The organism is Ruegeria sp. AL7 (assembly GCF_056536105.1).
Map to the genome: position 1 here is coordinate 2702415 of NZ_JBQFJF010000001.1, position 23958 is coordinate 2726372.

29 protein-coding genes and 1 pseudogene are annotated in these 23958 nt (G+C 59.3%); 20 read left to right on the forward strand and 10 right to left on the reverse strand.

What is annotated here, in order from left to right; translation table 11 throughout:
• Positions 1-231: 231 nt before the first annotated feature.
• From ACR3E2_RS13565 to ACR3E2_RS13580, 4 genes are read left to right on the forward strand one after another with little or no spacing between them, the layout of a single operon-like run.
• Positions 232-687 (forward strand): RidA family protein, encoded by a 456-nt coding sequence (locus ACR3E2_RS13565; RefSeq protein WP_480474299.1) that lies wholly within the window; start codon positions 232-234, stop codon positions 685-687.
• Positions 684-1451: a glycerophosphodiester phosphodiesterase family protein gene (locus ACR3E2_RS13570; RefSeq protein WP_480484564.1), complete on the forward strand. Its 768-nt coding sequence runs from the start codon at positions 684-686 to the stop codon at positions 1449-1451. Before ACR3E2_RS13565 ends, ACR3E2_RS13570 begins: the two co-directional genes overlap by 4 nt.
• A 45-nt stretch (positions 1452-1496) precedes the next feature.
• Positions 1497-2684 (forward strand): GNAT family N-acetyltransferase, encoded by a 1188-nt coding sequence (locus ACR3E2_RS13575; protein ID WP_480484565.1) that lies wholly within the window; start codon positions 1497-1499, stop codon positions 2682-2684.
• Positions 2681-2974, forward strand: coding sequence for a 4a-hydroxytetrahydrobiopterin dehydratase (locus ACR3E2_RS13580; protein WP_209505128.1), 294 nt, complete (start codon positions 2681-2683; stop codon positions 2972-2974). The genes ACR3E2_RS13575 and ACR3E2_RS13580 overlap by 4 nt, the downstream gene beginning before the upstream one ends.
• On the opposite strand, the gene ACR3E2_RS13585 is transcribed toward ACR3E2_RS13580, so the two are convergent.
• From ACR3E2_RS13585 to ACR3E2_RS13600, 4 genes are all read right to left on the reverse strand, one after another.
• Positions 2971-3282 (reverse strand): hypothetical protein, encoded by a 312-nt coding sequence (locus ACR3E2_RS13585; protein WP_209505127.1) that lies wholly within the window; start codon positions 3280-3282, stop codon positions 2971-2973. The genes ACR3E2_RS13580 and ACR3E2_RS13585 overlap by 4 nt on opposite strands.
• 15 nt (positions 3283-3297) lie before the next feature.
• Positions 3298-3645 carry an EF-hand domain-containing protein gene (locus ACR3E2_RS13590; RefSeq protein WP_480484566.1) on the reverse strand — a complete coding sequence of 116 codons (348 nt, stop codon included), beginning with the start codon at positions 3643-3645 and terminating at the stop codon, positions 3298-3300.
• 10 nt (positions 3646-3655) lie between these two features.
• The gene (locus tag ACR3E2_RS13595) at positions 3656-3901 is read right to left on the reverse strand and encodes a glycine zipper 2TM domain-containing protein (RefSeq protein WP_209598444.1); all 246 of its coding nucleotides are present in this window, start codon (positions 3899-3901) and stop codon (positions 3656-3658) included.
• 103 nt (positions 3902-4004) lie between these two features.
• Positions 4005-4490, reverse strand: a complete 486-nt coding sequence (locus tag ACR3E2_RS13600; RefSeq protein ID WP_480474293.1) for a redoxin family protein — start codon at positions 4488-4490, stop codon at positions 4005-4007.
• Positions 4491-4589: 99 nt separating this feature from the next.
• Between ACR3E2_RS13600 and ACR3E2_RS13605 the strand changes: the two genes are divergently transcribed.
• Genes ACR3E2_RS13605 through ACR3E2_RS13620 form a run of 4 tightly spaced genes read left to right on the forward strand, consistent with a single transcriptional unit; the run spans position 4590 to position 7191 of the window.
• Positions 4590-5801, forward strand: a complete 1212-nt coding sequence (locus ACR3E2_RS13605; RefSeq protein WP_480484567.1) for an NAD(P)/FAD-dependent oxidoreductase — start codon at positions 4590-4592, stop codon at positions 5799-5801.
• On the forward strand, positions 5798-6358 hold the full coding sequence (rsmD, locus tag ACR3E2_RS13610; RefSeq protein WP_480484568.1) for a 16S rRNA (guanine(966)-N(2))-methyltransferase RsmD: 561 nt from the start codon (positions 5798-5800) through the stop codon (positions 6356-6358). Before ACR3E2_RS13605 ends, rsmD begins: the two co-directional genes overlap by 4 nt.
• On the forward strand, positions 6351-6986 hold the full coding sequence (locus ACR3E2_RS13615) for an HAD family hydrolase (RefSeq protein WP_480484569.1): 636 nt from the start codon (positions 6351-6353) through the stop codon (positions 6984-6986). The genes rsmD and ACR3E2_RS13615 overlap by 8 nt, the downstream gene beginning before the upstream one ends.
• A 25-nt stretch (positions 6987-7011) precedes the next feature.
• The gene (locus ACR3E2_RS13620) at positions 7012-7191 is read left to right on the forward strand and encodes a hypothetical protein (RefSeq protein WP_267364635.1); all 180 of its coding nucleotides are present in this window, start codon (positions 7012-7014) and stop codon (positions 7189-7191) included.
• On the opposite strand, the gene map is transcribed toward ACR3E2_RS13620, so the two are convergent.
• A complete protein-coding gene (gene map, locus ACR3E2_RS13625; protein ID WP_480484570.1) occupies positions 7179-7991 on the reverse strand; it encodes a type I methionyl aminopeptidase in 813 nt (270 codons plus the stop codon). The genes ACR3E2_RS13620 and map overlap by 13 nt on opposite strands.
• 275 nt (positions 7992-8266) lie before the next feature.
• On the opposite strand from map, the gene ACR3E2_RS13630 reads away from it, so the two are divergent.
• Positions 8267-9184, forward strand: a complete 918-nt coding sequence (locus ACR3E2_RS13630) for a homocysteine S-methyltransferase family protein (RefSeq protein WP_480484571.1) — start codon at positions 8267-8269, stop codon at positions 9182-9184.
• A 55-nt stretch (positions 9185-9239) separates the two neighbouring features.
• Here the strand turns inward: ACR3E2_RS13630 and sfsA are convergent, their stop codons facing one another.
• Positions 9240-9971, reverse strand: coding sequence for a DNA/RNA nuclease SfsA (gene sfsA / locus ACR3E2_RS13635; RefSeq protein WP_480484572.1), 732 nt, complete (start codon positions 9969-9971; stop codon positions 9240-9242).
• Positions 9972-10021: 50 nt separating this feature from the next.
• Here sfsA and ACR3E2_RS13640 point away from each other — a divergent pair, with 50 nt between their 5' ends.
• From ACR3E2_RS13640 to ACR3E2_RS13655, 4 genes are read left to right on the forward strand one after another with little or no spacing between them, the layout of a single operon-like run.
• On the forward strand, positions 10022-10744 hold the full coding sequence (locus ACR3E2_RS13640) for a competence/damage-inducible protein A (protein WP_209598437.1): 723 nt from the start codon (positions 10022-10024) through the stop codon (positions 10742-10744).
• Complete coding sequence (locus ACR3E2_RS13645) at positions 10741-11451, forward strand: GNAT family N-acetyltransferase (RefSeq protein ID WP_480484573.1); 711 nt, start codon at positions 10741-10743, stop codon at positions 11449-11451. The genes ACR3E2_RS13640 and ACR3E2_RS13645 overlap by 4 nt, the downstream gene beginning before the upstream one ends.
• 15 nt (positions 11452-11466) lie before the next feature.
• Positions 11467-12039 carry a peroxidase-related enzyme gene (locus ACR3E2_RS13650; RefSeq protein ID WP_480484574.1) on the forward strand — a complete coding sequence of 191 codons (573 nt, stop codon included), beginning with the start codon at positions 11467-11469 and terminating at the stop codon, positions 12037-12039.
• Positions 12036-12938 (forward strand): OmpA family protein, encoded by a 903-nt coding sequence (locus ACR3E2_RS13655; RefSeq protein WP_480484575.1) that lies wholly within the window; start codon positions 12036-12038, stop codon positions 12936-12938. Before ACR3E2_RS13650 ends, ACR3E2_RS13655 begins: the two co-directional genes overlap by 4 nt.
• Here ACR3E2_RS13655 and ACR3E2_RS13660 read toward each other — a convergent pair.
• Entirely contained in the window at positions 12931-13893 is a 963-nt protein-coding gene (locus tag ACR3E2_RS13660; RefSeq protein ID WP_480484576.1) for a sodium-dependent bicarbonate transport family permease, read from the reverse strand. The two genes, ACR3E2_RS13655 and ACR3E2_RS13660, sit on opposite strands and share 8 nt — an antisense overlap.
• 98 nt (positions 13894-13991) lie before the next feature.
• Between ACR3E2_RS13660 and ACR3E2_RS13665 the strand changes: the two genes are divergently transcribed.
• The gene (locus tag ACR3E2_RS13665) at positions 13992-14909 is read left to right on the forward strand and encodes a LysR family transcriptional regulator (protein WP_480484577.1); all 918 of its coding nucleotides are present in this window, start codon (positions 13992-13994) and stop codon (positions 14907-14909) included.
• 52 nt (positions 14910-14961) lie between these two features.
• On the opposite strand, the gene ACR3E2_RS13670 is transcribed toward ACR3E2_RS13665, so the two are convergent.
• Complete coding sequence (locus tag ACR3E2_RS13670) at positions 14962-15867, reverse strand: LysR family transcriptional regulator (protein ID WP_209505110.1); 906 nt, start codon at positions 15865-15867, stop codon at positions 14962-14964.
• A gap of 423 nt (positions 15868-16290) precedes the next feature.
• On the opposite strand from ACR3E2_RS13670, the gene ACR3E2_RS13675 reads away from it, so the two are divergent.
• Positions 16291-16899, forward strand: coding sequence for a LysE family translocator (locus tag ACR3E2_RS13675; RefSeq protein ID WP_480484578.1), 609 nt, complete (start codon positions 16291-16293; stop codon positions 16897-16899).
• Between the two features lie 20 nt (positions 16900-16919).
• Here the strand turns inward: ACR3E2_RS13675 and ACR3E2_RS13680 are convergent, their stop codons facing one another.
• Positions 16920-18947: an FAD-dependent oxidoreductase gene (locus ACR3E2_RS13680; protein ID WP_480484579.1), complete on the reverse strand. Its 2028-nt coding sequence runs from the start codon at positions 18945-18947 to the stop codon at positions 16920-16922.
• A 137-nt stretch (positions 18948-19084) separates the two neighbouring features.
• Between ACR3E2_RS13680 and ACR3E2_RS13685 the strand changes: the two genes are divergently transcribed.
• The 3 genes from ACR3E2_RS13685 (at position 19085) to ACR3E2_RS13695 (ending at position 21960) form a co-directional block, all read left to right on the forward strand.
• A complete protein-coding gene (locus ACR3E2_RS13685; protein ID WP_480484580.1) occupies positions 19085-19576 on the forward strand; it encodes an RNA pyrophosphohydrolase in 492 nt (163 codons plus the stop codon).
• A 185-nt stretch (positions 19577-19761) separates the two neighbouring features.
• Positions 19762-21579, forward strand: a complete 1818-nt coding sequence (locus ACR3E2_RS13690) for an adenylate/guanylate cyclase domain-containing protein (RefSeq protein ID WP_480484581.1) — start codon at positions 19762-19764, stop codon at positions 21577-21579.
• A 15-nt stretch (positions 21580-21594) separates the two neighbouring features.
• The gene (locus ACR3E2_RS13695; protein WP_480484582.1) at positions 21595-21960 is read left to right on the forward strand and encodes a HEAT repeat domain-containing protein; all 366 of its coding nucleotides are present in this window, start codon (positions 21595-21597) and stop codon (positions 21958-21960) included.
• 67 nt (positions 21961-22027) lie between these two features.
• Here the strand turns inward: ACR3E2_RS13695 and ACR3E2_RS13700 are convergent.
• A pseudogene (locus ACR3E2_RS13700) lies at positions 22028-22222 on the reverse strand (PfkB family carbohydrate kinase); the annotation flags it as partial.
• 254 nt (positions 22223-22476) lie between these two features.
• On the opposite strand from ACR3E2_RS13700, the gene ACR3E2_RS13705 reads away from it, so the two are divergent.
• The gene (locus tag ACR3E2_RS13705; protein ID WP_480484583.1) at positions 22477-23220 is read left to right on the forward strand and encodes an ATP-binding cassette domain-containing protein; all 744 of its coding nucleotides are present in this window, start codon (positions 22477-22479) and stop codon (positions 23218-23220) included.
• Entirely contained in the window at positions 23220-23855 is a 636-nt protein-coding gene (locus ACR3E2_RS13710; RefSeq protein ID WP_480484584.1) for a glutathione S-transferase family protein, read from the forward strand. Before ACR3E2_RS13705 ends, ACR3E2_RS13710 begins: the two co-directional genes overlap by 1 nt.
• The last annotated feature ends 103 nt before the right edge of the window (positions 23856-23958 follow it).

Below are 23958 nucleotides of genomic sequence, written 5' to 3' on the forward strand. Positions count from 1 at the left end.
TGCCGGAGCGGCACAAGTTGCAGTCACATAGTCGTTTCAGGTCTTAAATGAAACACCTTGCGTGTAACCTGTTCATCACGGTGGGGTAAAGTGACCGTCGATCAACAGTGAATTTTCAGTAAAGATACGCTCAGATCGCAGGAAGGCCGAAATTTACCGGTTTCCGTCTTTCCCAATCCGTGCTTCCCGGTTAGCGTCCCGCAGAGTTGAATTTAGGGAAGGACCCTCGCAATGAGCATCGCTGCCAAACTGGAAAGCCTCGGTGTAACGCTGGAAGACGCGCCCGCGCCTGCGGCCAACTATGTGCCTTTCGTGCGTGTCGGCAACATCCTTTATGTATCTGGCCAGATCTCGAAGACTGATAAGCTGATCACCGGAAAACTGGGCGATGACTTGGATGTCGAAGCCGGGGCTGCGGCGGCGCGTGTCTGCGCGATCAACCTGCTGGCACAGGTCAAGGCGGCTTGCGGCGGCGATATCGAAAAGCTGGTCCGCGTGATCAAGCTGACCGGATTCGTGAACTCGACCGCTGAATTCACGGCACAGCCGCAGGTGATCAACGGCGCGTCCGATTTTCTGGTCGAGGTGCTGGGCGATGCCGGTCGCCATTCGCGTTCCGCCGTCAGCGCGGCGTCGCTTCCGCTGGGTGTCGCGGTCGAGATCGAAGGCATTTTCGAAATCGAATGACGCCGCCCCTACCAGATGTGTTTTTGCAGGCCCCGTTTGCGCATCGGGCGCTGCACGACATTACCAAGAACCGCCCGGAAAACAGCCGGGCGGCCATTCGTGCCGCGATTGAAGCTGGCTACGGGATCGAGATCGATCTTCAACTGACATCGGATGACCAGGCAATGGTCTTTCACGATTATGACATGACCCGCCTGACCGGGCGGTCGGGGCCCATTCAGCAGGTCACGGCACTGGCCGCCTCTGGTACGCCGCTTCTGCATGGGGATGATGGCATTCCGACACTGGATGATGTGCTGGAAATTGTCGCGGGCCGGGTGCCGTTGCTGATCGAATTAAAGGATCAGGACGGGGCGATGGGCACGAAAGTGGGCGCGCTTGAACGCGACACCGTACGCGCGTTGCAGGGCTACAAAGGCCCGGTGGCCCTGATGTCCTTCAATCCCAACTCGGTCGCTGAACTGGCGCGGCTGGCCCCGCATCTGCCGCGCGGGATCACGACCTGCGCGTATGAGCCCAGTGTCGAGCTTTTGCCGCAAAGCGTCTGCGATCACTTGCGCGATATCCCGGATTTCGACCGTGTCGGCGCCAGTTTCATCAGCCACGAAGCCGCAGACCTGTCGCGCCCCCGCGTCGCGGAACTCAAGGCGCGGGGCGTGCCGATCCTGTGCTGGACGATCCGGTCGCCCGAACAAGAGGCAGAAGCCCGCAAGGTTGCCGACAATGTGACCTTCGAAAGCTATTTGGCTGCGCATTCGACTTGAACCCCCTTCGTGCGGTCACAGATAAAAGACAGGCGCGGAGGACATATGGATCAGGCACAGATCGAGGTTCAGGTACTGGGCGCTCTGTCGCAGATTGCAGCGGCAGAGTGGGATGCCTGCGCCTGCCCCGAAGCTGCCGATGGCGGGCGGCCGCTTGATCCCTTTACCACACATCGCTTTTTGCTGGCGCTGGAAGACAGCGGCTCGGTAGGGCGTGGCACCGGCTGGCAGCCGCAATACCTGACGGCCTATCATGACGGGATGCTGATCGCGGCGGCCCCGATGTATGCCAAGTCGCACAGCCAGGGCGAATACATCTTCGATCACAGCTGGGCCCATGCCTATGAAAGCGCGGGCGGGCGGTATTACCCCAAACTGCAAATCGCGGTGCCGTTCACCCCGGCAACCGGGCGGCGGTTTCTGGTGCGTCCGGGCTATGAACGGATCGGTATGTCGGCGCTGGTTCAGGGGGCGGTGCAGCTTGCGGCTGACAACCGGGTTTCGTCCCTTCACGCGACCTTCTGTACCGAGGATGAAGCATTGGCTGGCGAACAGATGGGTCTGATGCTGCGCCGATCGCAGCAGTTTCACTGGCTGAACGATAACTATTCGGATTTCGACGGCTTTCTGAGCGCGCTGTCGTCGCGCAAGCGCAAGACTATCCGGAAAGAACGTGCGCAGGCCTGTGGTTTTGGTGGTGAGATCCGCACTCTGACCGGTGACCAGCTGCGCCCCGAACATTGGGACGCGTTCTGGCGGTTCTACCAGGACACCGGATCGCGCAAATGGGGCTCACCCTACCTGACGCGGCGGTTCTTTGATATTGCACAGGATACGATGGCAGATGACATGGCCCTTGTGCTGGCCGAACGGAATGGATTTCCCATTGCGGGTGCGTTGAACTATATCGGCCGTGAAACCCTTTTTGGGCGTTATTGGGGTTGCATCGAACATCATGCCTGCCTGCATTTCGAACTGTGCTATTATAGGGCAATCGACTTTGCCATTGCCCAAGGTCTGGCCCGGGTCGAGGCAGGCGCACAGGGTGAACACAAGCTGGCGCGAGGGTACCTGCCAACACGCACGCATAGCTTGCATTGGGTAGGCGATCCGGGTTTTGCCGATGCGGTCAAGAAATATCTGGACGCCGAAGGCCACGCAGTGGAAGAAGAGATCGAGATTCTGACGGATTACGGCCCGTTCAGGAAATCGAACCCGGAGGAACAGCAATGACCGAACTCTTGTCGACCGAAACCCGTGGCCCGCTGCTGGATCCGCTGTTCAAAAACGGTTGGACCATGGTTGAAGGCCGCGATGCGATCACCAAGACCTTCATTTTCGACAATTTTGTCCATGCCTTCGGCTGGATGACACAGGTGGCAATCTGGGCCGAGAAGTGGAACCATCACCCCGAATGGTTCAATGTCTACCGCACGGTCGAGGTTGTCTTGTCCACCCATGACGTGGGCGGCCTGTCGTCGCTGGATGCCAAGCTGGCCCGCAAGATGGACAGTCTGTGCTAGCGATCGTTGCGGCCTGACCCTTCACCGCCTGCCAGCGATGCGGCAGTGCCCATCTGCCGGAACTCGGCAGGCGTGACAGTGCCGTCGCTGACGTCAATCGCCCTTGGAATGCCCGTGGTCTTGTTTCCGATCTGACGCACGCTGCGCGCGGCCGGGTTGATATCCAGACACTTGTTTTCATAGCAGGTCAGGCCAGACAGGTTTATCTGAATGCGGGCCTGCCCGTCTGGGCCTGCCACCAACGGGGCCTGCGGCACGTCACAGGCCGCAACCAGCGCCAGCGCTGTCACCCCAAGCCATTTGTTCATCCCATGCTCCTGTCGTTAGTCAAGCCGACCATTCCCGTCCTGATCCGCAGACTGGAAATCCGCGCCCATCTGGGTGTCAAATTCAGGTCTTGAGATTACGTTGTCGCCGTTTCGGTCAGCGTTGCGGAACAGTTTGATGTCCATGAACGGTTTGGCCTCGGCCTGACCCAAAGTGCCGTTCCTGTCTTCGTCTATTGCCTGAAAGGCATAATCCGAGAAAGCATCGAACTCGTCTTTGGACAGGAACCCGTCATTGTTGGCGTCGATGGCCTTCAACTCGTTTTCGTGCAGTTCAGCCACGCTTTCGGCGTGACCCGAACCGGCCAAAGCCACCATGAATACCACCAGGCTTAACTGTTTCATATCGACCTCCTCAGCACGCGAATCTCTGACCTTCGATGCCGCCAGCGGCAGCGCCCGCTGCGGTCAGGATCGTCTTGCCCGATCCGCCACCGAACTGGTTGCCGATCGCGCCCCCGATAAGCGCCCCGCCCAACGTTCCGCCCAGACAGGCAATTTCGTGCTGGCGTGCAGCTTGCTGTTGCGGGGTTGGGGCCGGTCCACAGGCCGCCAAAAGGGCTGCGCCGGACAGTAATAGGTAGAACGCGTTAAGTTTCATGAAAAAACTCCCCGTATGAATAGGCCAAGTATTCGCGCTCTGGGGCGGTGCTTCAAGTTAAATTGGCGGCGAAAGGCCCCGGTCGGACCAGGGCCGATCAAAATCAGATCACATCCAACAGGCCTTCACCGGCGGAAATCTCGCAGGCGCCGGGGTTTTCTTCCATATTCAGCACCGTGACCGTGCCATCCTCGACCAGCATTGCGTACCGCTTGGACCGCGCGAAAAGCCCCACGGGCGGCGCGTCGAAATCCATGCCGATGGCCTTGGTGAACTCTGCCGCTGCGTCCGACACCATGGTCAGCCCCGCCTCGGTCGCGCCCGTGGATTGCCCCCACGCCTGCATCACAAACGGATCATTGACCGAAAGGCACAGGATCTCGTCCACGCCCTTGGCGTCAAACTGTTTCTTCGTGCGGATGAAACTGGGCACATGGGCGGTCGTGCAGGTGCCGGTATAAGCCCCCGGCACGGCAAAGATCACCACCTTGCGGCCTTTGGTCTTGTCTGAAATCCGCACCTCTTCCGGCCCGTTCGCGCCCATCTGAATCAGCGTTGCTTCGGGCAGGGTATCTCCTGTTGAAATCATTATTCAGCTCCTGTCGTTTGGATTTGCAGAAATGTGCTTAGCCGCAATATAGGTGGTCTGAACACGGTGACCACTTGAAAACTACGGGGTAGGCAAAGCATGAACCATATTGTCGTGATCGGCGCGGGGCAGGCAGGCGCCTCTTTGGTGGCTCGTCTGCGCAAGGACGGGTTTGCGGGTGAGATCACTCTGATCGGGGCCGAGCCGCATCTGCCCTATCAACGCCCACCCCTGTCCAAAGCCTATCTGCTGGGCGAGATGGAGCTTGAGCGTCTGTTCCTGCGGCCCGAAAGTTTTTACACGGAAAACAACATCACCCTGCGTTTGGGTCAGCGCGTCACCGGTATCGACCCCAAGGCCAAAACGGTCACCCTGGGGGATGAGGTTATCTCTTACGACGAACTGGCGCTGACCACCGGATCGGACCCGCGCCGCCTGCCTGCCGCGATTGGTGGCGATCTGGACGGTGTGCATGTGGTGCGCGATCTGGCCCATATCGACGAGATGGAGCCCAAAGTGACCGAAGGCGCCCGCGCGCTGATCGTGGGCGGCGGGTATATCGGGCTCGAAGCTGCCGCTGTCTGCGCCAAGCGCGGCGTCAAGGTCACTCTGATTGAAATGGCCGACCGTATCCTGCAACGGGTCGCAGCGCCCGAGACCAGCGATTATTTCCGCGCGTTGCACAGTGCATACGGCGCTGACATCCGCGAGGGTGTCGGGCTGGATCGTCTGATCGGCGAAAACGGCAAGGTCACCGGCGCGGTTCTGACCGACGGCACAAAGTTGGACGTTGATTTTGTAGTGGTTGGCGTCGGCATTGCACCCGCGACCCAGCTGGCCGAGATGGCCGGGCTGGAATTGGATAACGGCATCAGGACCGACGCCCATGGCCGCACGTCCGACCCGTCGATCTGGGCGGCTGGCGATTGCGCCTCCTTTCCCCATGGCGAAGGCCGCATCCGTCTGGAAAGCGTCCCCAACGCCATTGATCAGGCCGAGATCGTGGCCCAGAACATGCTGGGCGCGGCCAAGGACTATGTGGCAACCCCGTGGTTCTGGTCGGATCAATATGACGTCAAGCTTCAGATCGCGGGCCTGAACACCGGCTATGACCGCGTGGTGACGCGGCAGGGCGAAGGGCAGACCGTATCCTTCTGGTATTACAACGGCGACAAGCTGATTGCGGTCGACGCGATGAACGATCCGCGCGCCTATATGGTTGGCAAGCGCCTGATCGAGATGGGAAAAACGGCAGACCCGGCCGTCGTGGCTGACCCGGATGCAGACCTTAAACCGCTGCTCAAGGCATGAGGATCATCGCCGGAGAGTTCCGCGGTCGCGCCCTGACCCCCATCGGCAAGGGCGATGCGGGCGCACATCTGCGCCCGACCACCGACCGGGTGCGCGAAAGCCTGTTCAACGTGCTGGTCCATCAGATCGATTTCGACGGCCTGCGCGTGTTGGACCTGTTTGCTGGCACCGGGGCGCTCGGGCTCGAAGCACTGTCACGCGGCGCGGCGCATGTCACCTTCGTCGATGACGGGCGCGTGGCGCAGGGTTTGATCCGCAAGAATATCGACCTGACCCGCAGTGCCGGGCGCACCGACCTGATCCGCCGCGATGCAACCCGGTTGGGCGAAAATCCGGGCGCACCCTACGATCTGATCTTTCTGGACCCGCCCTATGGCAAGGCCATGGGTCAGAAAGCCATTGCCGCGCTGTCCAATGGCTGGATCGCGGATGATGCGCTGCTGGTTTGGGAAGAAAACTCACGGATGCAGGCTCCGGCCGGGTTCACGTTGCACGACAGCCGCAAATATGGCGACACGTATATTTCATTGATGCGGAACGGTGATCAAAGTGCATGATCTGGTCATTTTCGATTGCGATGGCGTTCTGGTCGACAGCGAGGTGATCTCGAACCAGGTGCTGGCGGACAATCTGGCGGGCTATGGCCTGCACCTGACCTTGCCCGAATGCATGTCCCTGTTTGTGGGCGGAACCATGGTCGGGGTGCGCGACAAGGCGCGTGCGATGGGCGCTGATCTTCCCGAAGACTGGATTGATCAGGTCTATGCCGAAACCTACGACCGCCTGCGCGCCGGTGTGCCTTTGGTGCCGGGTGTCGAGGACCTGCTTGCGGCGCTGGATCAGCGGGGCATCCCCTGTTGCGTGGCCTCAAACGGCAGCCCGGACAAGATGCAGATCACGCTGGGCCAGAATGGGCTTTGGGACCGGTTCAAAGATGTGATGTTCTCGGCCCATGTGCTTGGCACCGGCAAGCCTGATCCAAAGATGTTCCAACTGGCGGCCGAGAATTTTGGCGCACAGGCCCCTGTGGTCATCGAAGACAGCCACAATGGCGTTACGGCCGCAATCCGGGCCAATATGCGCTGTCTGGCCTACGCGCCGCATGGCGGTGGTGACAGGCTGGCCGATCTTGGGGCCGAGGTGATCACGGATATGTCACAGGCGCACCCGCTGTTGGGACTCTGACTCCCAACTGTGCTAGGGTGCAGCCATGGATCATGCTCTGACACCCTTTGTCTGGACAGTCTCCCGCGACGCCGAGGTCATGGCGAAACCTGACCCCAAGCCCCTGCGCGCGCCGGTGTTCATCCACGATGCGGTTACCCCTTGGGGGGCTGAGACGATGCTGCTGAAACTCCTGCGCGAACAGGCCGCCGATCAGGACGAATAGGTCGGGTGAAACTTGCCGCCTGGCGACAGGGTAAAGATATCGACCCCATCCGCCGTTACGCCCACCGAATGCTCGAACTGTGCCGACAGCGACTTGTCGCGGGTCACGGCGGTCCAGTCATCGGCCAGTGTCTTGGTTTCGGGACGGCCCAGATTGACCATCGGCTCGATGGTAAAGAACATGCCTTCCTCAAGAACCGCGCCTGTGCCGGGGCGGCCATAATGCAGCACATTCGGCGGCGCGTGGAACACGCGGCCCAGACCGTGCCCGCAAAAGTCGCGAACAACACTCATCCGGTGCGCTTCGACATAGGCCTGAATGGCATGGCCGATATCGCCGAACGTGTTGCCCGGCTTGACCATCTCGATGCCCTTGAACAGTGCGTCATGGGTTACCTGGATCAGACGCTCGGCCTTGCGCGGCAGTTTGCCCGCCACATACATGCGCGAGGTGTCACCGAACCAGCCATCCACGATGACGGTCACATCGATGTTCAGGATATCGCCATCCTTCAGCTTCTTGTCACTGGGAATACCGTGGCAAACCACATGGTTCACACTGATGCAGCTGGCGTGCTCATATCCTTTATAGCCGATCGTGGCCGAGGTCGCGCCCGCATCCTCGACCATCTGCGTGATCAGCCCGTCAAGCGCACCCGTGGTCTGACCGGGAAAGACATGCGCGGCGATATCATCCAATATCCGCGCCGCCAGAGCGCCCGCCGCGTGCATCCCGGCAAAATCACCCTGTTCATAGATGCGGATACCGTCCTTGGTCAGGCGGCCACGATGCTCTTTCATCGACGCAAAGCTCCAAATGTTACGCGCGGCACTTCTTTTACGCTGCTTGTGCAGAAAGTACCAGAGGGCGCAGTGTATCAGGCGGCACATGGGGCAGAACCACGAGAGTTCAAGAACTTGAACTGAAGTTAGGTTTCAAATCCGGTTTGACCCATCGACCATTGCGTTGACGCATAACGGATTGGCGTTTGTTCAGTTTACACAGCAAATTTCACAGACAGCCTCTGCCCTGTTATTGTTGCGATGAACTCCAACAACTAAAGGAGCGCACTGAAGTGCCACGACAGCTCCCGTACGAGACAGACAAAAAGTATTTGGTTTTTGCCGGAACTGGCACGGATCTGATCTTTAACCACGGCATAGATTTGCCGGGATTTGCCTCATTTCCATTGCTAGAGAACCCAGAAACCCGTTCTGTCCTGGCAGGTCAGATGCACGCGCTTGTTCAGTTGGCGGGCGAGATGGAAGTGGGTTGTATACTTGATGCACCGACTTGGATGGCCAATGCTGATCGGGCTGCTCCTCTGGGTTACGATGCCGAACAACTGGATGAAATAAACCGGGATGCTGTCGCGTTAATGGAAGACGTGCGTCAGAGCGCTGGTCGAGATGACGTTTTGGTTTCTGCCTGCGTCGGCCCACGCCACGATCCCTATGCGGACGTTCCGGCCATGTCGATCGATGATGCCCGTCAGTATCACAGTGCGCAGCTTGCCGTTTTGAAACAAACCAGCGTCGACTTGGTGACAGCTTATACGTTCAACAGACCTAGCGAAGCAGCGGGCTGCATTCTGGCTGCGCAGGATTTGGGACTACCGATAGTGATGTCATTGGTAGTTGAAACCGACGGGTGTCTGGCTGATGGAACAAAGCTTGTAGACGCGCTGGATCAAATCGATGTCGCCACGGATGCGGCTGCGCAGTTCTTCATGGTCAATTGTGCCCATCCGACCCACTTTTCCGATGCGCTAAATCGCCATCCAAGACTAAGAGGCGTTGTCGCAAACGCATCAAGTTGCTCTCATGCGGAACTGGATGAGGCCGAGGAATTAGACGAAGGTGACCCCCATGTGCTTGGGCAAGAGATTGCGGACGTCGTGCATAACAACCCGTCAATTTCAGTGATAGGAGGGTGCTGCGGTACAGATATGAGGCATTTGAAACTCATGGCACAAGCGGTTGCTGCGTCTTAGACGCGCGCCAAACAGTCTCAATCAGTGCTCCTTAGTCAATCGCGCGCATTTTGGGCTACGTCAGCAGGCCAGGGTCATGCTGGTTGATTACTGGAAAGGTACTGACGTCAACCCAAACCCCATCCGGCGCAATCCGCGTCCCGCAAATCATCCGCTCTACCCCTTGCGCCTGCGCGACCTCAAACGTCGCCGCATAGGCCGGGTCGATATCCGCGGCCAGCGCGAACCGGTCGCAATCGGTGCGTTGCACCAGGTACAGCATGATCGCCCGGTGCCCCTGCGCCGCCATCTGTGCCAGCTCGCCCAGATGTTTGGTGCCGCGCGCGGTGACGCTGTCGGGGAACTCGGCCAGACCGGGCTGGCGGGACAGCGTCACGCTTTTGACCTCGATATAGGCATCTGGCAGGCCGGGGCCGCTCAGCAGGAAATCGATACGGCTGTTTTGCCCGTATTTCACCTCGGGCCGGACAGTGTCATAAGCGGCCAACTCGGGGATCTCGCGCGCCGCAAGCGCCGCCCGCAGCGCCCGGTTCGGAACCGAGGTATCGACGCCGGTAAAATGCCCGTTTTCATGATCCACCAGCCGCCATCCGAATTTCAACTTTTTCTTCGGGTCGTCATTGGGCTCAAGCCAGATCAACTGGCCCGGTTCGGCCAGCCCCATCATGGATCCCGGATTGGCGCAATGGGCGGTCACTTCGCGCCCATCTTCCAAACGGCAATCGGCCAGAAAGCGTTTGTAGCGACGGATCAGGCGGGCGGGGACAAGAGGGGTTCCAAAACGCATGCCTCAGGGCCTATACCTGCCCCTGAAGACGATCAAGAGGAGTCCGCGCCATGGCCAATCCAACCGCAGCAATGCTGGTGATCGGGGATGAAATCCTGTCGGGCCGCACCCGCGATGCAAACATGCATTATCTGGCGCAGGAGCTGGCAAAACACGGCATCGATTTGAAAGAGGTCCGCATCGTCAGCGATGACGCCCCCGCCATCGAAGCGGCGGTCAAAGCGCTGTCTGACAGCCACGACACCGTCTTTACCAGCGGTGGCATCGGCCCGACCCACGACGATATCACCGCCGATTGTATTGCGCGCGCCTTTGACACCCCGATTGACATTCGCGACGACGCGCGCGCGCTGTTGCAGGCGCATTACGACAAATCCGGGCTGGAACTGAACGCCGCCCGCCTGCGCATGGCGCGTATCCCGGATGGTGCGACATTGATCGACAATCCGGTCTCGACAGCGCCGGGTTTCACCCTGAAGAACGTGCATGTGATGGCCGGGGTGCCGCTGGTGTTTCAGGCCATGGTCGCCAGCGTCCTGCCCACACTGACCGGTGGCAGCCCCTTGTTGTCGCAAACCCTGCGCGTGGACCGGGGCGAAGGCGATATCGCCGCAAACCTGTCCGCGCTGGCCGAGGATTTCAGCGATCTGTCCATCGGTTGCTATCCGTTTCAGATCAACGGGGCCTTCGGGGCCAACGTGGTGGTGCGCGGCACCGATGGCAGTCGGATTGACGCGGCCATGACCCGTCTGGCGAAAGAGCTTGCGCTTTGAGCGGCGACTGGGCGGACATCGTCGACGGCACATGGCCTGCCGCGCGGTATCGCAGGCTGGGGCCGTTTCAGCTGCGCGAAGGGCAGGGCGGCGGCTCGCGTGTTTCTGCAGCCAATGCGCTGGCCCCGGCCAGTGATGCCGATATCGACGCGGCCGAGGCCGCGATGCAGGCCATGGGGCAGAAATCCATCTTCTGCCTGCGTCCGGGGGATGAGGCGCTGGATGCAAAGCTGGCGCAACGGGGATATGACATCCTTGATCCGGTCAACATCTATACGTGCCCCGTCTCTCACCTCACCGATCAGCCGATCCCTCCGGTCATGGTGTTTTCGGTCTGGGAGCCGCTTGAAATCATGCGCGAAATCTGGGCGGCTGGTGGGATCGGGCCCGAACGTCTGGCGGTGATGGAGCGCGCGAAGGGTCCCAAAACCGGTCTGCTGCTGCGCCACAACGACCAACCCAGCGGGGCAGCCTTCGTGGCGATGCATGGCGATGTCGCGATGCTGCATGCGCTTGAAATCCTGCCCGCGCACCGCCGTCAGGGGCTGGGTCAGTGGACCATGCGCGCCGCGGCGATTTGGGCAGGTGACAACGGTGCTCAAACCTTCAGTGTGATCTGCACCAAGGCCAATGAAGGTGCCAACGGTCTCTATTGCGCCCTCGGGATGGAGATCGCCAGTGAATACCATTACCGTCACCTTGTCTGAACAAAAGGGGTCGCCATGACACAGAAAGACATGCCCACCGCGCTGAACCTGCCCATGGTCGATCCACTGCCGCCGGAAACGCAGAAATATTTCGATATCTGTGTCGAAAAGCTGGGCATGGTGCCAAATGTGCTAAAGGCAAACGCCTTCGATATCGACAAGCTGAACACGTTCACGGCGATGTATAATGATCTGATGCTGGCCAACAGCGGCCTGTCCAAGCTGGAGCGCGAGATGATTGCCGTGGTCGTATCGTCGATCAACAAGTGCTTCTACTGTCTGGTCGCACACGGCGCGGCGGTCCGGCAGCTTTCGGGCAACCCGCAACTGGGCGAGATGCTGGTGATGAACTACCGTGTTGCCCCGATCGAGCCCCGGCAGCGCGCAATGCTGGACTTTGCCGCCAAAATGACAACCGCCAGCGCCGAGATCGAAGAGCCCGACCGCCAGCGTCTGCGCGACGCAGGCTTTTCCGACCGCGACATCTGGGACATCGCCAATGTTGCCGGGTTCTTCAACATGTCCAACCGGGTGGCCAGTGCCACGGCAATGGTACCCAACCCCGAGTATCACGCGCAGTTTCGATGATCCGATCAGCCGCCCTCATTGCCACGCTGCTGGCGGGGCCGGTTCTGGCGCAGGACCTGACCTTGCCAGCCAGCGCCCGCCAGATCAGCGACCGTACCTCGCCACTGGACAGCTATGACCTGCCAACGGGGCCTTATGCGAATGGCGCGGTGCCTGCTGACACCCTCGAAGGCCGGGTTGAACGCTACACGTGGCGGCTTCAGGCGGGCTCAAGCACAACCCTTCAGCTTCTGACCCCGCTGCGCGACCAGATCGAGGCACAGGGCTACAAGATTCTGTTCGAATGTGATGCCCGCGCCTGTGGCGGCTTCGATTTCCGCTTTGGCACCGAGGTCGTTCCGACCCCGGACATGTATGTCGCCATTCAGGATTACCGTTTCCTGTCGGCCACCAAGGGGCCTGTTGCCCTCAGCCTGCTGGTCAGCCGCAACCCCCCGGACGGGTATGTCCAGATGATCCGTGTGACACCCCAGAATGCACCAGACCCTGTTCCGGTCGTGATCGAACAGGCTGTCGAGGGGTCGGGCGGACTGCTTGAGGCGCTGGCAACATCGGGTCACGTGATACTGGACGATCTGCATTTTCCAACCGGTGAGGTTGCGCTGGACGAGGGGACATACGCCTCTCTGACCCTGCTAGCAGGGTATCTGGCCGAAAATCCCAAGATGCGACTGGCGCTGGTGGGGCATACCGATGACACCGGCGCGTTGCAGGCCAATATCGCGGTCAGCAAAGGTCGGGCCGAGTCGGTCCGCACCCGTCTGATTGATGCGCATGGCGTGGCCGCTGACCGGATCGAGGCGCAGGGCGTCGGCTATCTGTCCCCGCTTACCTCGAACGCAACCCCCGAAGGGCGCGAGCTGAACCGCCGGGTCGAGGCGGTCTTGCTCGTCAATTGACCCACCACAGGTACAGCGGCAATCCGACCGTGATGTTGAACGGAAACGACACACCCAGCGACAGGGTCAGATAAATCCCGGCCTCGGCCTTTGGCAGTGCAATTTTCATGGCGGCCGGAACCGCGATATAAGACGCCGAGGCCGACAGCACCATGAATAGGAACAGGCTGCCTTGCGGCAATCCGATCACCGCACCGACGGCCCAGGCCATCAGCGCGCCGATCAGGGGCATCAATACGCCAAATGCGAACAGGCCAACCGACAGTTTGTCGCGATTGCTGATCAGGCTGCGCCCCGCCGAAAGCCCCATATCCAGCAGGAACAGGCACAGGATGCCAGTGAAGGGCGTGACGATGAAAGGCGCGATCATCTGCATGCCTTCACCCCCGGTAATGGCCCCGATCAGGAACGCCCCGGTCAGCAGCACGATTGACCCATTGGCCAGTAGATCACGCCACAGCTTGTCATCCTTGACGCCATTGCCGCCGGTCTTGTGCGCCAGCCACAGCGCCGACAGAATGGCCGGCACCTCCATCGCTGCCGCAACCGCCACCATGTACCCGTCATGGGTCAATCCCACCAGATCCAGCAGGCTGGTGGCGGTGACAAAGGTGACAATCGAAATCGAGCCGTAATGCCCCGCGACCGCCGCTGCATTCAACGCATCCAGCCGTGTCATAACCCTCAGCAGGGCAAAGGCCACGAAGGGGATGGTAAAGGACAGGGCCACGCCGCCCAGCAGGGTCAGGAACAGTTGCAGGTGGATGCCATGCGCGGCAAGGCTGGCACCGCCTTTGAACCCGATGGCCAGCAGCAGGTAAAGCGACATGAACTTGGCCGCGCCCCCCGGGATAGACAAATCGCTGCGCACAAAAGCGGCCAGAAGCCCTAGGGCAAAAAACAATATGGTGGGCACCAGCAGGTTGCTGGACAGCGTCTCGATCACTCCGGGCATACTTGTCTCCTGATCCCTCGTTTCAGGGCTAGGTGCCTTGCAAAATTGATTTCGCCAAATACTATCTTTATAAGTTTAATATAGTTTCAGGCTATGAAATGCGTCCAACCCTGCGCCAATTGGAATACATCGTCACGGTCAGCCGCCTCGGGCGGTTCAGTTTGGCCGCCGAGGTGCTGAATGTCAGTCAACCCAGCCTGTCGGCGCAAATTGCAACCGTAGAACAAGAGCTTGGCGTTCGGATCTTTGACCGCAACCGTGGTGGAATTCAGGTGACCACAAAGGGGGAAGAGTTCATCTCGCGCGCGCAAAAGATCCTTGCCGAGGTCAAGGATCTGCGCCACGCCATGACCAACGATATGCCTGTCGGAGGAAGGTTGCGACTGGGCGTTTTGCCTTCGATCGGGCCGTACCTGCTGCCGCAAGCCATCAAAGAGGTGCACCGCCTGCGCCCGGGGTTGCGCATTGTCGTGCGCGAGGAAAACACCCGCGATCTGGAACAGGGTCTGAAATCCGGTCGGTTTGATCTGATCCTGTCAACGCCCGAAGATCACCCCAATACCGTGCAGCACCGTTTGTTCAACGAACCCCTCTGGGTCGCGGTGGCCGTTGACGACGTTCTGGCACAAGACCCACAGGGCGTCAGAGCGGCCGACTTGCAGAACCGGCTGTTCCTGACCCTTGACCAAAGCCACCGCCTGTCGCGTATCGTCTATGCGCTGGCAGCCGAGTGCGGTGGCGTGGTTTCGGACGAATATGAAGGCACAACGCTTGATTCCATTGTCTTGATGGCGGCCTCGGGGGTTGGGGTTGCGGTACTGCCGGATCTGTTTGCCCGCAGACAGGGCATTTACCGCGACGAAGTACGGCTGCGCCCGCTGTCCATTCCCAATGCCAATCGCGATATCGCATTGCTGGCGCGCAATGCCGAAACGCCGCCGCCGGGCCAGAACGTATTGATGGAAAGCCTACGCTCTTCCGCGCGATCCATCGGACTGACGGTGATCGGTTCATAAAAAAAGGCCCGCACTTTGACATGCGGGCCAGAGGTTGGTCTTCAGGGAGAAACTACCAATCCATCGGGCTTTTGTCTTCGAATGCATCGACCAGAAAATCGATGAAGGCCCGTACTTTGGGTTGTGTGAAGCGGCCGGGCGGATAAACGGCGTAAATGCCCTGTACCTCGTCCGGCAGGGACGGCATGGCATCGACAACCCGCCCCGATTTCAACGCTTCGGCATAAAGGTAGCTGGGCAGATACGCGATCCCCAGCCCCGAGATGGCCGCGTTCAGCAGCGACTGGCCGTCATTCACGCTCAGCCAACCCGCGGTGCGCACCTGACGCTTCTCGCCAGACGGTGCGGTCAGTTTCCAGACATTGCCTGACGACTGGCTGGAATAGTGCAGCAACTTGTGTTCGTTCAGATCGTCGATCTTCTGCGGGCGCCCGAACCGTTCGATATAGCTGGGCGCGGCGACCATGCGTTTGACCGTTTCGGTCAGCTTGCGGGCGCGCAACGTGCTGTCTTCCAGCTCACCGATGCGCACGGCCACATCAAATCCTTCGGAAATCAGTTCGACATAGCGGTTGTTCAGAACCATGTTCACGGTGATGTCGGGGTAGACGGCCAGGAAATCGGACAGGACAGGCGACAGGTGATTGACGCCGAAATCCGTGGCAACACTGATGCGCAGCAGTCCGGACGGGGCCGATTGCATCGATGTGACCAGCGAATCCGCTTCACCCGCATCATTCAGAACGCGACGCGCGCGGTCATAATAGGCCAGGCCGATTTCTGTCGGCGACACCCGGCGCGTGGTGCGGTTCAGCAGCCGGGCTCCCAGACGCGCTTCGAGGCTCGAGACGTGTTTGGACACGGCCGATTTGGAGATGCCCATCTTCTTGGCCGCATCGGTGAAGCCACCCTGGTCCACCACGTTGGCGAAGGCTTCCATTTCGGTCAGTCGGTCCATTCTCGTTCCCCAGATCTTGATTTCCAACCCGACTATCGCTCTGAATCTGGGCGGAATCGGGGCATACATGGGATAATATCAGGGATTTGAATCGGATCGTTTGCGTATGAGAAACGCAGAAACAGTGGTTTCCAAACCGGCCCCGAACCCTGCGATACTGCATTTTCCGCGCAATCCTTCGTTTCTGTTCATCTTAGAATGGCATTTTTGTGACGACAGAGGGGGTCAGGAAATCCGTTTTCTCCGTCTCCGTCCTTGTCGGTCTTTTGGCCGGGGGCACGGTACCCCGAAAACCCTTTTCAAAGCCAAGTTTCACCACCACGCCCAGCGGCGACACCGGGCCGCAACCCCTGTTCCCGGACCGATCGCTATTTACATCTTCGCGGATGTTCGCGACCCTGCGCGCATTTGCAGGGGGTTTGAATGTCACTGGAATTCTTCATCACATCCATGATCGTCGTGCTGCTGCCAGGCACCGGTGTCATCTACACACTGGCCGTTGGCCTTGGCCGCGGTTTCCGGGCCAGCGTTGCCGCCGCGGTCGGATGCACAGTGGGAATCGTTCCCGCTGCCGTGGCCAGTATCGTCGGGCTTGCCGCATTGCTGCACACCAGTGCCGTGGCGTTTCAGCTCGTGAAATACCTTGGTGTCATTTACCTTTTCTACATGGCGTGGGGCATCCTCAGGAGTGGCGGCGCCTTGGATGTCACCGCCGACAAGACCGCGAAAAGCAGTTTCAAGATTGCCATCACGGGAACGCTCATCAACGTGCTGAACCCTAAGCTGTCGCTGTTCTTTCTGGCGTTTCTGCCGCAGTTCCTGCCAGCCGACACGGCGAACGCAGGGGGTGCGCTGATCCAGCTGGCCCTGGCCTTTATGGCCATGACCTTTGTTGTCTTCGTCGGATACGGGGGCTGCGCAGCACTGGCCCGCGACTATGTGATCCGCCGTCCAACGGTGATGAAGTGGATCAGGCGGAGTTTTGCAACGGCCTTTGGCGCACTGGGTGCAAAACTCGCGCTGTCCGACTAGGAAACGCTAAACCGGGGCGATCAGAACTTCGCCGCCAGCCGCGTGCCCTGATTGATCGCGCGCTTGGCGTCCAGCTCGGCGGCGACATCCGCACCCCCGATCACATGGGGGGTGATGCCCCGCTCGATCAGCGCGTCCGCCAGTGACCGTTCGGACACCTGACCGGCACATAACACAATGGTATCGGCCGCGATCACCGTCGGGTCTGCGCGCTCTTCGCCAAAGCTGACATGCAGGCCGTCATCGTCGATGCGTTCATAATTCACGCTACCCACGAAATTGACGTTCTTCATCTTCAGCGTTGCCCGGTGAATCCAGCCAGTGGTTTTGCCCAAACCCTTGCCATGCGCCTGTTTCTTGCGCTGCAACAGGGTGACCTGACGTGCGGGGGCGCTGGGTTGCGGCCCCTCGGGCGCCAACCCTGCACGGTGCTCAGCCGGGTCCGTCACGCCCCATTCCTTCATCCACATTGGCAGGTCGGTCGTGGCGCTGTGGCCCTCTTCCAGCAGGAACTCGGACACATCAAAGCCGATGCCACCGGCCCCGATCACGGCAGCAGACTTGCCAACCTCGGCCTTGCCGCGCAGCACGTCGATGTAACTTAGCACGTTGTCCCGATCCTGCCCCGGTATCTGCGGATCACGCGGGCTGACACCGGTGGCGATGACCACCTCGTCAAAGCCGGTCAGGTCATCTGCGCCTACCTCGCGGTTCAGTTCGACAGTCACGCCCAGATCATCCATCATGGTACGGTACCAGTCGACAAGACCCCAGAATTCTTCTTTCCCCGGCACCTGCTTGGCCATGTTCAGCTGCCCGCCGACCTCATCAGCGCGGTCGAACAGGGTAACATCGTGACCGCGCTGGGCCGCGATCATTGCGGTCGACAGACCGGCAGGGCCTGCACCCACAATGGCAATGGATTTGCGCGTTTTTGCCGGTTCAATCACCAGCTCCGTCTCATGACAGGCGCGCGGGTTCACGAGGCATGAGGTCAGCTTGCCACTGAACGTGTGATCCAGACAGGCCTGATTGCAGGCAATGCAAGGCGCGATCTTTGCCGCCTGATCTGCCATCGCCTTGTTGACGAAATCTGCATCCGCCAGCATCGGGCGGGCCAGCGAGACCATGTCGGCGCAGCCGGTCGAAAGAACCTCTTCGGCCACCTCGGGCGTGTTGATCCGGTTCGATGTGATCACCGGTATCCCCACCTTGCCCATCAGCTTCTTGGTCACCCAGGCAAAGGCCGCGCGCGGCACGCTGGTGGCGATGGTAGGGATCCGCGCCTCGTGCCAGCCAATGCCGGTATTGATGATCGTGGCCCCGGCCTTTTCGATCTCCTGCGCCAGTTGCACCACCTCGTCATGGGTCGAGCCGTTGGGGACCAGATCGATCATCGACAGCCGGTAGATGATGATGAAGTCGGTGCCCACCGCCTCGCGCGTGCGGCGTACAACTTCGATCGGCAGACGCATCCGGTTCTCATAAGACCCGCCCCAGCGGTCGGTGCGCTTGTTGGTATGGGTCACAAGGAACTGGTTCAGGAAGTACCCTTCCGACCCCATAATCTCGACCCCGTCATAACCCGCCTTTTGCGCCAGTACGGCGGCGTTGACGATATCGCTGATCTGCTTCTCGATGCCCTCTTCATCCAGCTCAGTGGGCGGGAACGGAGAGATCGGCGATTTCACCGGGCTGGGGGCCACGCATTTCGGCCCATAGGCATAGCGCCCCGCATGCAGGATCTGCATTGCGATCTTGCCGCCCGCTTCATGGACGCGCTGCGTCACGATGGAATGGTGCGCCACATCCTTGTCGCTCACCATCATCGAAGCCCCCGGCAGGACCGAGCCTTCAAGGTTCGGACCAATCCCGCCCGTCACCATCAGGGCCACGCCGCCCCGCGCCCGGTCGGCATAGAACTCGGCCACCCGGTTCCAGTCTCCGGTCTCCTCAAGCCCCGTATGCATCGAGCCCATCAGCACGCGGTTTTTCAACGTGGTAAAGCCCAGATCCAGCGGGGCCAGCATATTCGGGTACGCAGTCATGGCGGAACTCTCCCTCCTGAATTTGCCCGCTAGATTGACGTTCGCGTCAACTTTGTCACGCGAAACCCCACGTCACCCTCTTTGCTGTAGCGCCGGTGATTGCTAGAGGTGGGCGGAACAACCCGATGAGGCCGCGCATGACCCCCGAAGAAATCGCCAAACTGCCCTATCGCCCCTGCGTCGGGCTGATGCTGATGAATACCGAGGGGAGGGTTTTTGTGGGCATGCGAAACGACGGCCCACAAGACGCCTGGCAAATGCCGCAGGGCGGTGTGGACAAGGGCGAAGATCCCCGCGACGCAGCCCTGCGCGAGCTATGGGAAGAAACCGGGGTCACGGCTGATCTGGTCGAAATCATCGCCGAGACCGCGGGCTGGCTGCCCTATGACCTGCCCCATGACATCGTGCCCCACATCTGGAAAGGCCGCTATCGCGGGCAGGAGCAGAAATGGTTCCTGCTGCGCTTCACCGGCGCCGATGATCAGATCAACATCGAAACCGATCACCCGGAATTTACCCGCTGGAAATGGCAGAAGCCCGACCGGCTGATCGCCGAAATCGTGCCCTTCAAGCGCGATGTGTATGAGCGCGTGGTCGAGGCTTTTTCCGACTATCTAAACGAACTCTGATCGCTAGGGATGCTTTTCAGGTTGTTCCGCTAAGCGAGACGAAGCCAGCAGTTCGGCCTTCGCTTACCCATGACTTGTGTTTGCAGCTCGCGACTGGGATGTTTGCGAATATTCGAAAGGGATTGAACGACGCGAACAGCTAGGGCAACCTTAAAGGCATAGCTTGTACCACAGCGGAATTCTGGATGGAGCGGCGCCTAGCAGCCATTCTTGTTGCCGACCTGGTCGATTTTTCGCGCCTCATGCACGAGGACGAGGCTGGCATTCTTGCCCGGCTCGAGGCGCTCGACACAGGTATCATCACGCCATTGGTCGAACGCCACGGGGGACGGATCGTCAAGCGGATGGGCGACGGCTATCTGATCGAGTTTGCCAGCGTCGTAGATGCGGTGAACTGCGCTTTGGACTGGCAGGACCGGATAAGGCCTCGCGCGGACGAGCCGGACGCCCTGCAATTTCGGATCGGGATAAACCTGGGTGATATCGTTGTCAGGGACGACGATATTTTCGGAGATGGCATCAACGTAGCCGCGCGGCTGGAATCCATCGCTGAGCCGGGTTCGGTGCTGGTATCGCGCACGGTCGTCGATCATGCCAGCGGCAAGCTTGAGGCGGCGTTCGGCGATCTGGGCGACAAGACGTTGAAAAACATCCCCGAGCCTGTCCGTGTTTATCGTGCCACAAGACGCACCGAACCAACCGTCGTTCGGCCATCCCGCGGGCGCTACGGTAAAGCAAGCGCGGTCATAGCCGCGCTTTTTGGCCTTCTGGCCATCAGTGCTGGAGCGGCGTACTGGCTTCAATCCCGTCCGGTGAAGGTCGAAGCGGCCTCGATCGAAGCGATGGCATTGCCGTTACCCGACAAGGCCTCGGTTGCGGTTCTGCCGTTTGACAATCTCAGCGGCGAGTCCGAACAGGAACCTCTGGCCGACGGGATAACCGAGGATCTGATCACCGACCTGTCGAAAGTTTCGGGCTTGTTCGTCATCGCGCGCAATTCGACCTTCATTTACAAGCGCAAGTCGGTGAGCATCAAAGACGTCGCCGAAACCCTGGGCGTGCAATACGTGCTCGAAGGCAGCGTGCGGCGCTCGGGCACCACATTGCGCGTCAACGCTCAGTTGATTGACGCCACCACCGGCAACCACGTCTGGGCTGACCGCTTCGACGGCGACGCCTCGGATGTTTTTGCGGCACAGGACGCGTTTGTACTGAAGATCATCAACGCGCTGAAGGTTGAACTGACCGACGACGAACTCGAGGAGGTGAACCGGGCCGATACTAAAGTCGTCGCCGCCCGCGAGGCATTTCAACGTGGCTGGGAGTTGATGTCGAACTTCAACGAACGCGACAATGCCCGAGCTGTGGATCATTTCGAAAGGGCGATTGAAATTGATCCCGACTATGGCCGTGCCCATGCCGCACTGGCGCTGGCCTTTCAACGAGATGGCGTGTTCCGGTGGAACCAGAAAATTCGCGGTAACTCCCGCGCCCACCTCTATACCGTTCTGATCCCCGATCATCTTGAAAAAGCCGGCGACAGAGGCGGGTCGATGGTGCACATTATTCGCGCCATGCGGCAGCTTAACTTCCGTGACCAGAACACTGGCGAAACTGGCGCCGCGCGCTCGGCAAAGGCCATCGAAGAAGCGGCCAGGGCGATCGAGCTTGGCCCAAATGACCCCGAGGCGCATGTCACTATGGCCTGGGCGCTAATCGCTTCGGGCAATCCCGAGCAGGGTCTAGACGAGATTGCGATTGCCAAGCGGCTTGACCCCAGTGTGCCCGCCAATGTCGTTATTGTCGAGGCAGCTGCGTATTATGCGTTAGGGCAGTTGCACAGGGCAGCCGAAATTCTGGACGAGGCGACTGCCAGAACGAAAAAGTCGCTGAACCTGATCATCACCGCGGCGTCGATTCACGCGCAGTTGGGCGACCGCCGGAAAGCCGACGACCTGATGTATGCCTGGGCGCGCGACAAGGATCGGCTGGCGCTTGCCTAAAACTATCTGCTGCCGATGCAGTGGGACGGTGATCACGAGGAACTAAACCGCAAGATGGCCGACGGGTTGAAACTCGCAGCGCTCAGGCCAACCACTACCGTGACATCCCTACTGGAAGACCTCAAGACGCAGGAAGGACCAGCGCAAATCGAAACGCTGCGGATGTTGGGCTGGTTCGGTCCCCAGGCGGCCAGCGCGGTCTCTGATCTGCTCGGTGTTCTTGAAACTGGCGGTAAGCGCGCGCGCCGCGAGGTCGTAATCACGCTCGGAAAGATCGGCGCGCCAGCCAGTGCAGCTTTGCCAGCGCTGGAGGCCGTCATTGAGGAGCCCATAATAGGGCTTCGTGCCAAGAGGGCGATCACGCGCATCTCAGGCGAGTAGAAAGCTGACTCCTAGCCCTGCTGGGAAAGGCGCGCACGGTCAGATTCAGGCCGGCTATCCGCCCGGGGATGACCTCGCGGGCGCAGACGTTGCCGATCCTGGCACAGGTCTCGTAATCGCGCCCTGTGGCCATTCCATACAGGAACCCCGCGGCGAATTGGTCTCCGGCACCGGTTGCGTCTACGGGGACGATCCTCTTGACCGGCACGTCGATGCGCGCGCCTCCGTTCAGGACGGTCACGCCGTCACCCGAGCGCGCGCAAGGTTTTTCATTCCAGAAGGCTATCAGGGGCAAGTTCCCCGGAAACGTGATTGAAAAGACCATAGGATCATCAAGATATGGATCACCCAATGCTCGGCTTCAAATCCTTTGCATCCGCAACGCTGGATGGCATTCAAGTCGCGCAGATGATCAGGATGGGCGAGTAGGGAGTCGGAATATGCCCATTCAACCAGTTTTCGAAGTTCGGCGACCAAGCACTGAACCTGCCACTCCCCTTCATTTTTCAAAGAAGTTTGAGACAAATTCCCCCGACATTAGCCGGGTTCAAGGCAAACGATGACGGACAATTTGGTGTTGTCGGTGAAAGCGGCTCAGGGAAGTCAACGGTCGCGCGGTTAATCAGCGGACTTTACGCGTTAGATGGCGGAGAAGTTGAGTTCGCCGGTACAGTCGTGAGCAATCCGTTGGACAAGACTGCACAAGCGAATTTTCGTCGCGACATTCAGATGATTTTTCAAGACCCTTACTCATCTCTTAATCCGCGTATGAAAGTGTTGGATCTCATTGCTGAACCCATCCGTCACCACAAAATTCTGGGAGGCGATGAGTTGACGAAACGTGTGCATGAACTCTTGGATCAAGTTGGACTTGGCGCCGCAGCGGCCGGAAAATTCCCTCACGAGTTTTCAGGGGGACAACGCCAGCGGATTTCGATAGCGCGGGCACTGGCGACACAGCCACGCTTTTTGATCTGCGACGAACCTACTTCTGCGCTGGATGTTTCTATTCAAGCACAGATCCTCAATATCCTGAAAGATCTGCAGCAGCACCTTGGCCTGACAATGCTGTTTATCAGCCACGACCTTCCTGTTGTGCGCCAGATGTGTGACCGCGTCGCAGTTATGCAATCTGGCCGTATTCTTGAAGTACAGGAAACCGCAGAGTTGTTTACCAATCCCCAGACCTCATACACAGAGGAACTGCTTTTTCTGATGCCTCATCTTGAAGGGTTGTCGGAAGAAGGTCTCGAATTCTGATGATTAAATTCTATGGATACAACACTGTAAATGCTCTGAAGGTTCTGATGATGCTATTGGAAACAAAGCTCGAATACGAGTTTGTTCCAATCGATATCAGAAAAGGAGAACAGCACCGGCCTGAGTTCCTGAGGTTGAACCCGGCCGGTAGAACGCCGGTCATAGATGACGGTGGATTTGTACTCACTGAATCCAACGCCATTCTTTTGTATCTCGCTCGAAAAACCGGATGGGGACTTGTCGAAACGCCGACGGGTTTGGACGAGATTAATTCTTGGTTGTTCTACCAGTCTTCGTCTCAAGGGCCCTACTTTGGTCAGGTTGAGTATTGGTCTGGTCTTGCAGAAAACCCCAACCCAGAGGCGCTTGCGTTGTATAACTCAATTGCTAATCGTTCTATCGCGTATCTGGACAGCATATTGGATGACCAGCAGAACCTTTGCGGCAATTCTTACAGTGTTGCAGATATTGCCTTGTTCCCTTGGATTAATGACCACAACCATCTCTGCCTTTCACTTGAGAATGCACCGAATGTTACACGTTGGACGGAGCATATTAAGGCAAAGCATGCGACGGCAATGGCGTGCGAATTCTTCGGGTGCGACGCGTTATTTCAATCCAAAAGGAAAACGTGACAAAACAGCAGGATTTTAGGAATGGAATTGGTCCGCCGCCGAATATCACGGCAACTTCGCACGTATACTCTGCCTCCGACACTCCCTCGTTCTTGCAGGTGTG

Excerpts from the sequence above, each read along its gene's own strand:
- ACR3E2_RS13575 (WP_480484565.1), top strand. The coding sequence starts at position 1,497 with ATGGATCAGGCACAGATCGAGGTTCAGGTACTGGGCGCTCTGTCGCAG.
- ACR3E2_RS13585 (WP_209505127.1), bottom strand. The coding sequence starts at position 3,282 with ATGAACAAATGGCTTGGGGTGACAGCGCTGGCGCTGGTTGCGGCCTGT.
- map (WP_480484570.1), bottom strand. The coding sequence starts at position 7,991 with ATGAAAGAGCATCGTGGCCGCCTGACCAAGGACGGTATCCGCATCTAT.
- rsmD (WP_480484568.1), top strand. The coding sequence starts at position 5,798 with ATGAGGATCATCGCCGGAGAGTTCCGCGGTCGCGCCCTGACCCCCATC.
- ACR3E2_RS13650 (WP_480484574.1), top strand. The coding sequence starts at position 11,467 with ATGACACAGAAAGACATGCCCACCGCGCTGAACCTGCCCATGGTCGAT.
- sfsA (WP_480484572.1), bottom strand. The coding sequence starts at position 9,971 with ATGCGTTTTGGAACCCCTCTTGTCCCCGCCCGCCTGATCCGTCGCTAC.
- ACR3E2_RS13640 (WP_209598437.1), top strand. The coding sequence starts at position 10,022 with ATGGCCAATCCAACCGCAGCAATGCTGGTGATCGGGGATGAAATCCTG.
- ACR3E2_RS13565 (WP_480474299.1), top strand. The coding sequence starts at position 232 with ATGAGCATCGCTGCCAAACTGGAAAGCCTCGGTGTAACGCTGGAAGAC.
- ACR3E2_RS13655 (WP_480484575.1), top strand. The coding sequence starts at position 12,036 with ATGATCCGATCAGCCGCCCTCATTGCCACGCTGCTGGCGGGGCCGGTT.
- ACR3E2_RS13600 (WP_480474293.1), bottom strand. The coding sequence starts at position 4,490 with ATGATTTCAACAGGAGATACCCTGCCCGAAGCAACGCTGATTCAGATG.
- ACR3E2_RS13590 (WP_480484566.1), bottom strand. The coding sequence starts at position 3,645 with ATGAAACAGTTAAGCCTGGTGGTATTCATGGTGGCTTTGGCCGGTTCG.
- ACR3E2_RS13710 (WP_480484584.1), top strand. The coding sequence starts at position 23,220 with ATGATTAAATTCTATGGATACAACACTGTAAATGCTCTGAAGGTTCTG.
- ACR3E2_RS13595 (WP_209598444.1), bottom strand. The coding sequence starts at position 3,901 with ATGAAACTTAACGCGTTCTACCTATTACTGTCCGGCGCAGCCCTTTTG.
- ACR3E2_RS13620 (WP_267364635.1), top strand. The coding sequence starts at position 7,012 with ATGGATCATGCTCTGACACCCTTTGTCTGGACAGTCTCCCGCGACGCC.
- ACR3E2_RS13670 (WP_209505110.1), bottom strand. The coding sequence starts at position 15,867 with ATGGACCGACTGACCGAAATGGAAGCCTTCGCCAACGTGGTGGACCAG.
- ACR3E2_RS13685 (WP_480484580.1), top strand. The coding sequence starts at position 19,085 with ATGACCCCCGAAGAAATCGCCAAACTGCCCTATCGCCCCTGCGTCGGG.
- ACR3E2_RS13660 (WP_480484576.1), bottom strand. The coding sequence starts at position 13,893 with ATGCCCGGAGTGATCGAGACGCTGTCCAGCAACCTGCTGGTGCCCACC.
- ACR3E2_RS13675 (WP_480484578.1), top strand. The coding sequence starts at position 16,291 with ATGTCACTGGAATTCTTCATCACATCCATGATCGTCGTGCTGCTGCCA.
- ACR3E2_RS13665 (WP_480484577.1), top strand. The coding sequence starts at position 13,992 with ATGCGTCCAACCCTGCGCCAATTGGAATACATCGTCACGGTCAGCCGC.
- ACR3E2_RS13695 (WP_480484582.1), top strand. The coding sequence starts at position 21,595 with ATGCAGTGGGACGGTGATCACGAGGAACTAAACCGCAAGATGGCCGAC.
- ACR3E2_RS13680 (WP_480484579.1), bottom strand. The coding sequence starts at position 18,947 with ATGACTGCGTACCCGAATATGCTGGCCCCGCTGGATCTGGGCTTTACC.
- ACR3E2_RS13690 (WP_480484581.1), top strand. The coding sequence starts at position 19,762 with ATGGAGCGGCGCCTAGCAGCCATTCTTGTTGCCGACCTGGTCGATTTT.
- ACR3E2_RS13580 (WP_209505128.1), top strand. The coding sequence starts at position 2,681 with ATGACCGAACTCTTGTCGACCGAAACCCGTGGCCCGCTGCTGGATCCG.
- ACR3E2_RS13570 (WP_480484564.1), top strand. The coding sequence starts at position 684 with ATGACGCCGCCCCTACCAGATGTGTTTTTGCAGGCCCCGTTTGCGCAT.
- ACR3E2_RS13605 (WP_480484567.1), top strand. The coding sequence starts at position 4,590 with ATGAACCATATTGTCGTGATCGGCGCGGGGCAGGCAGGCGCCTCTTTG.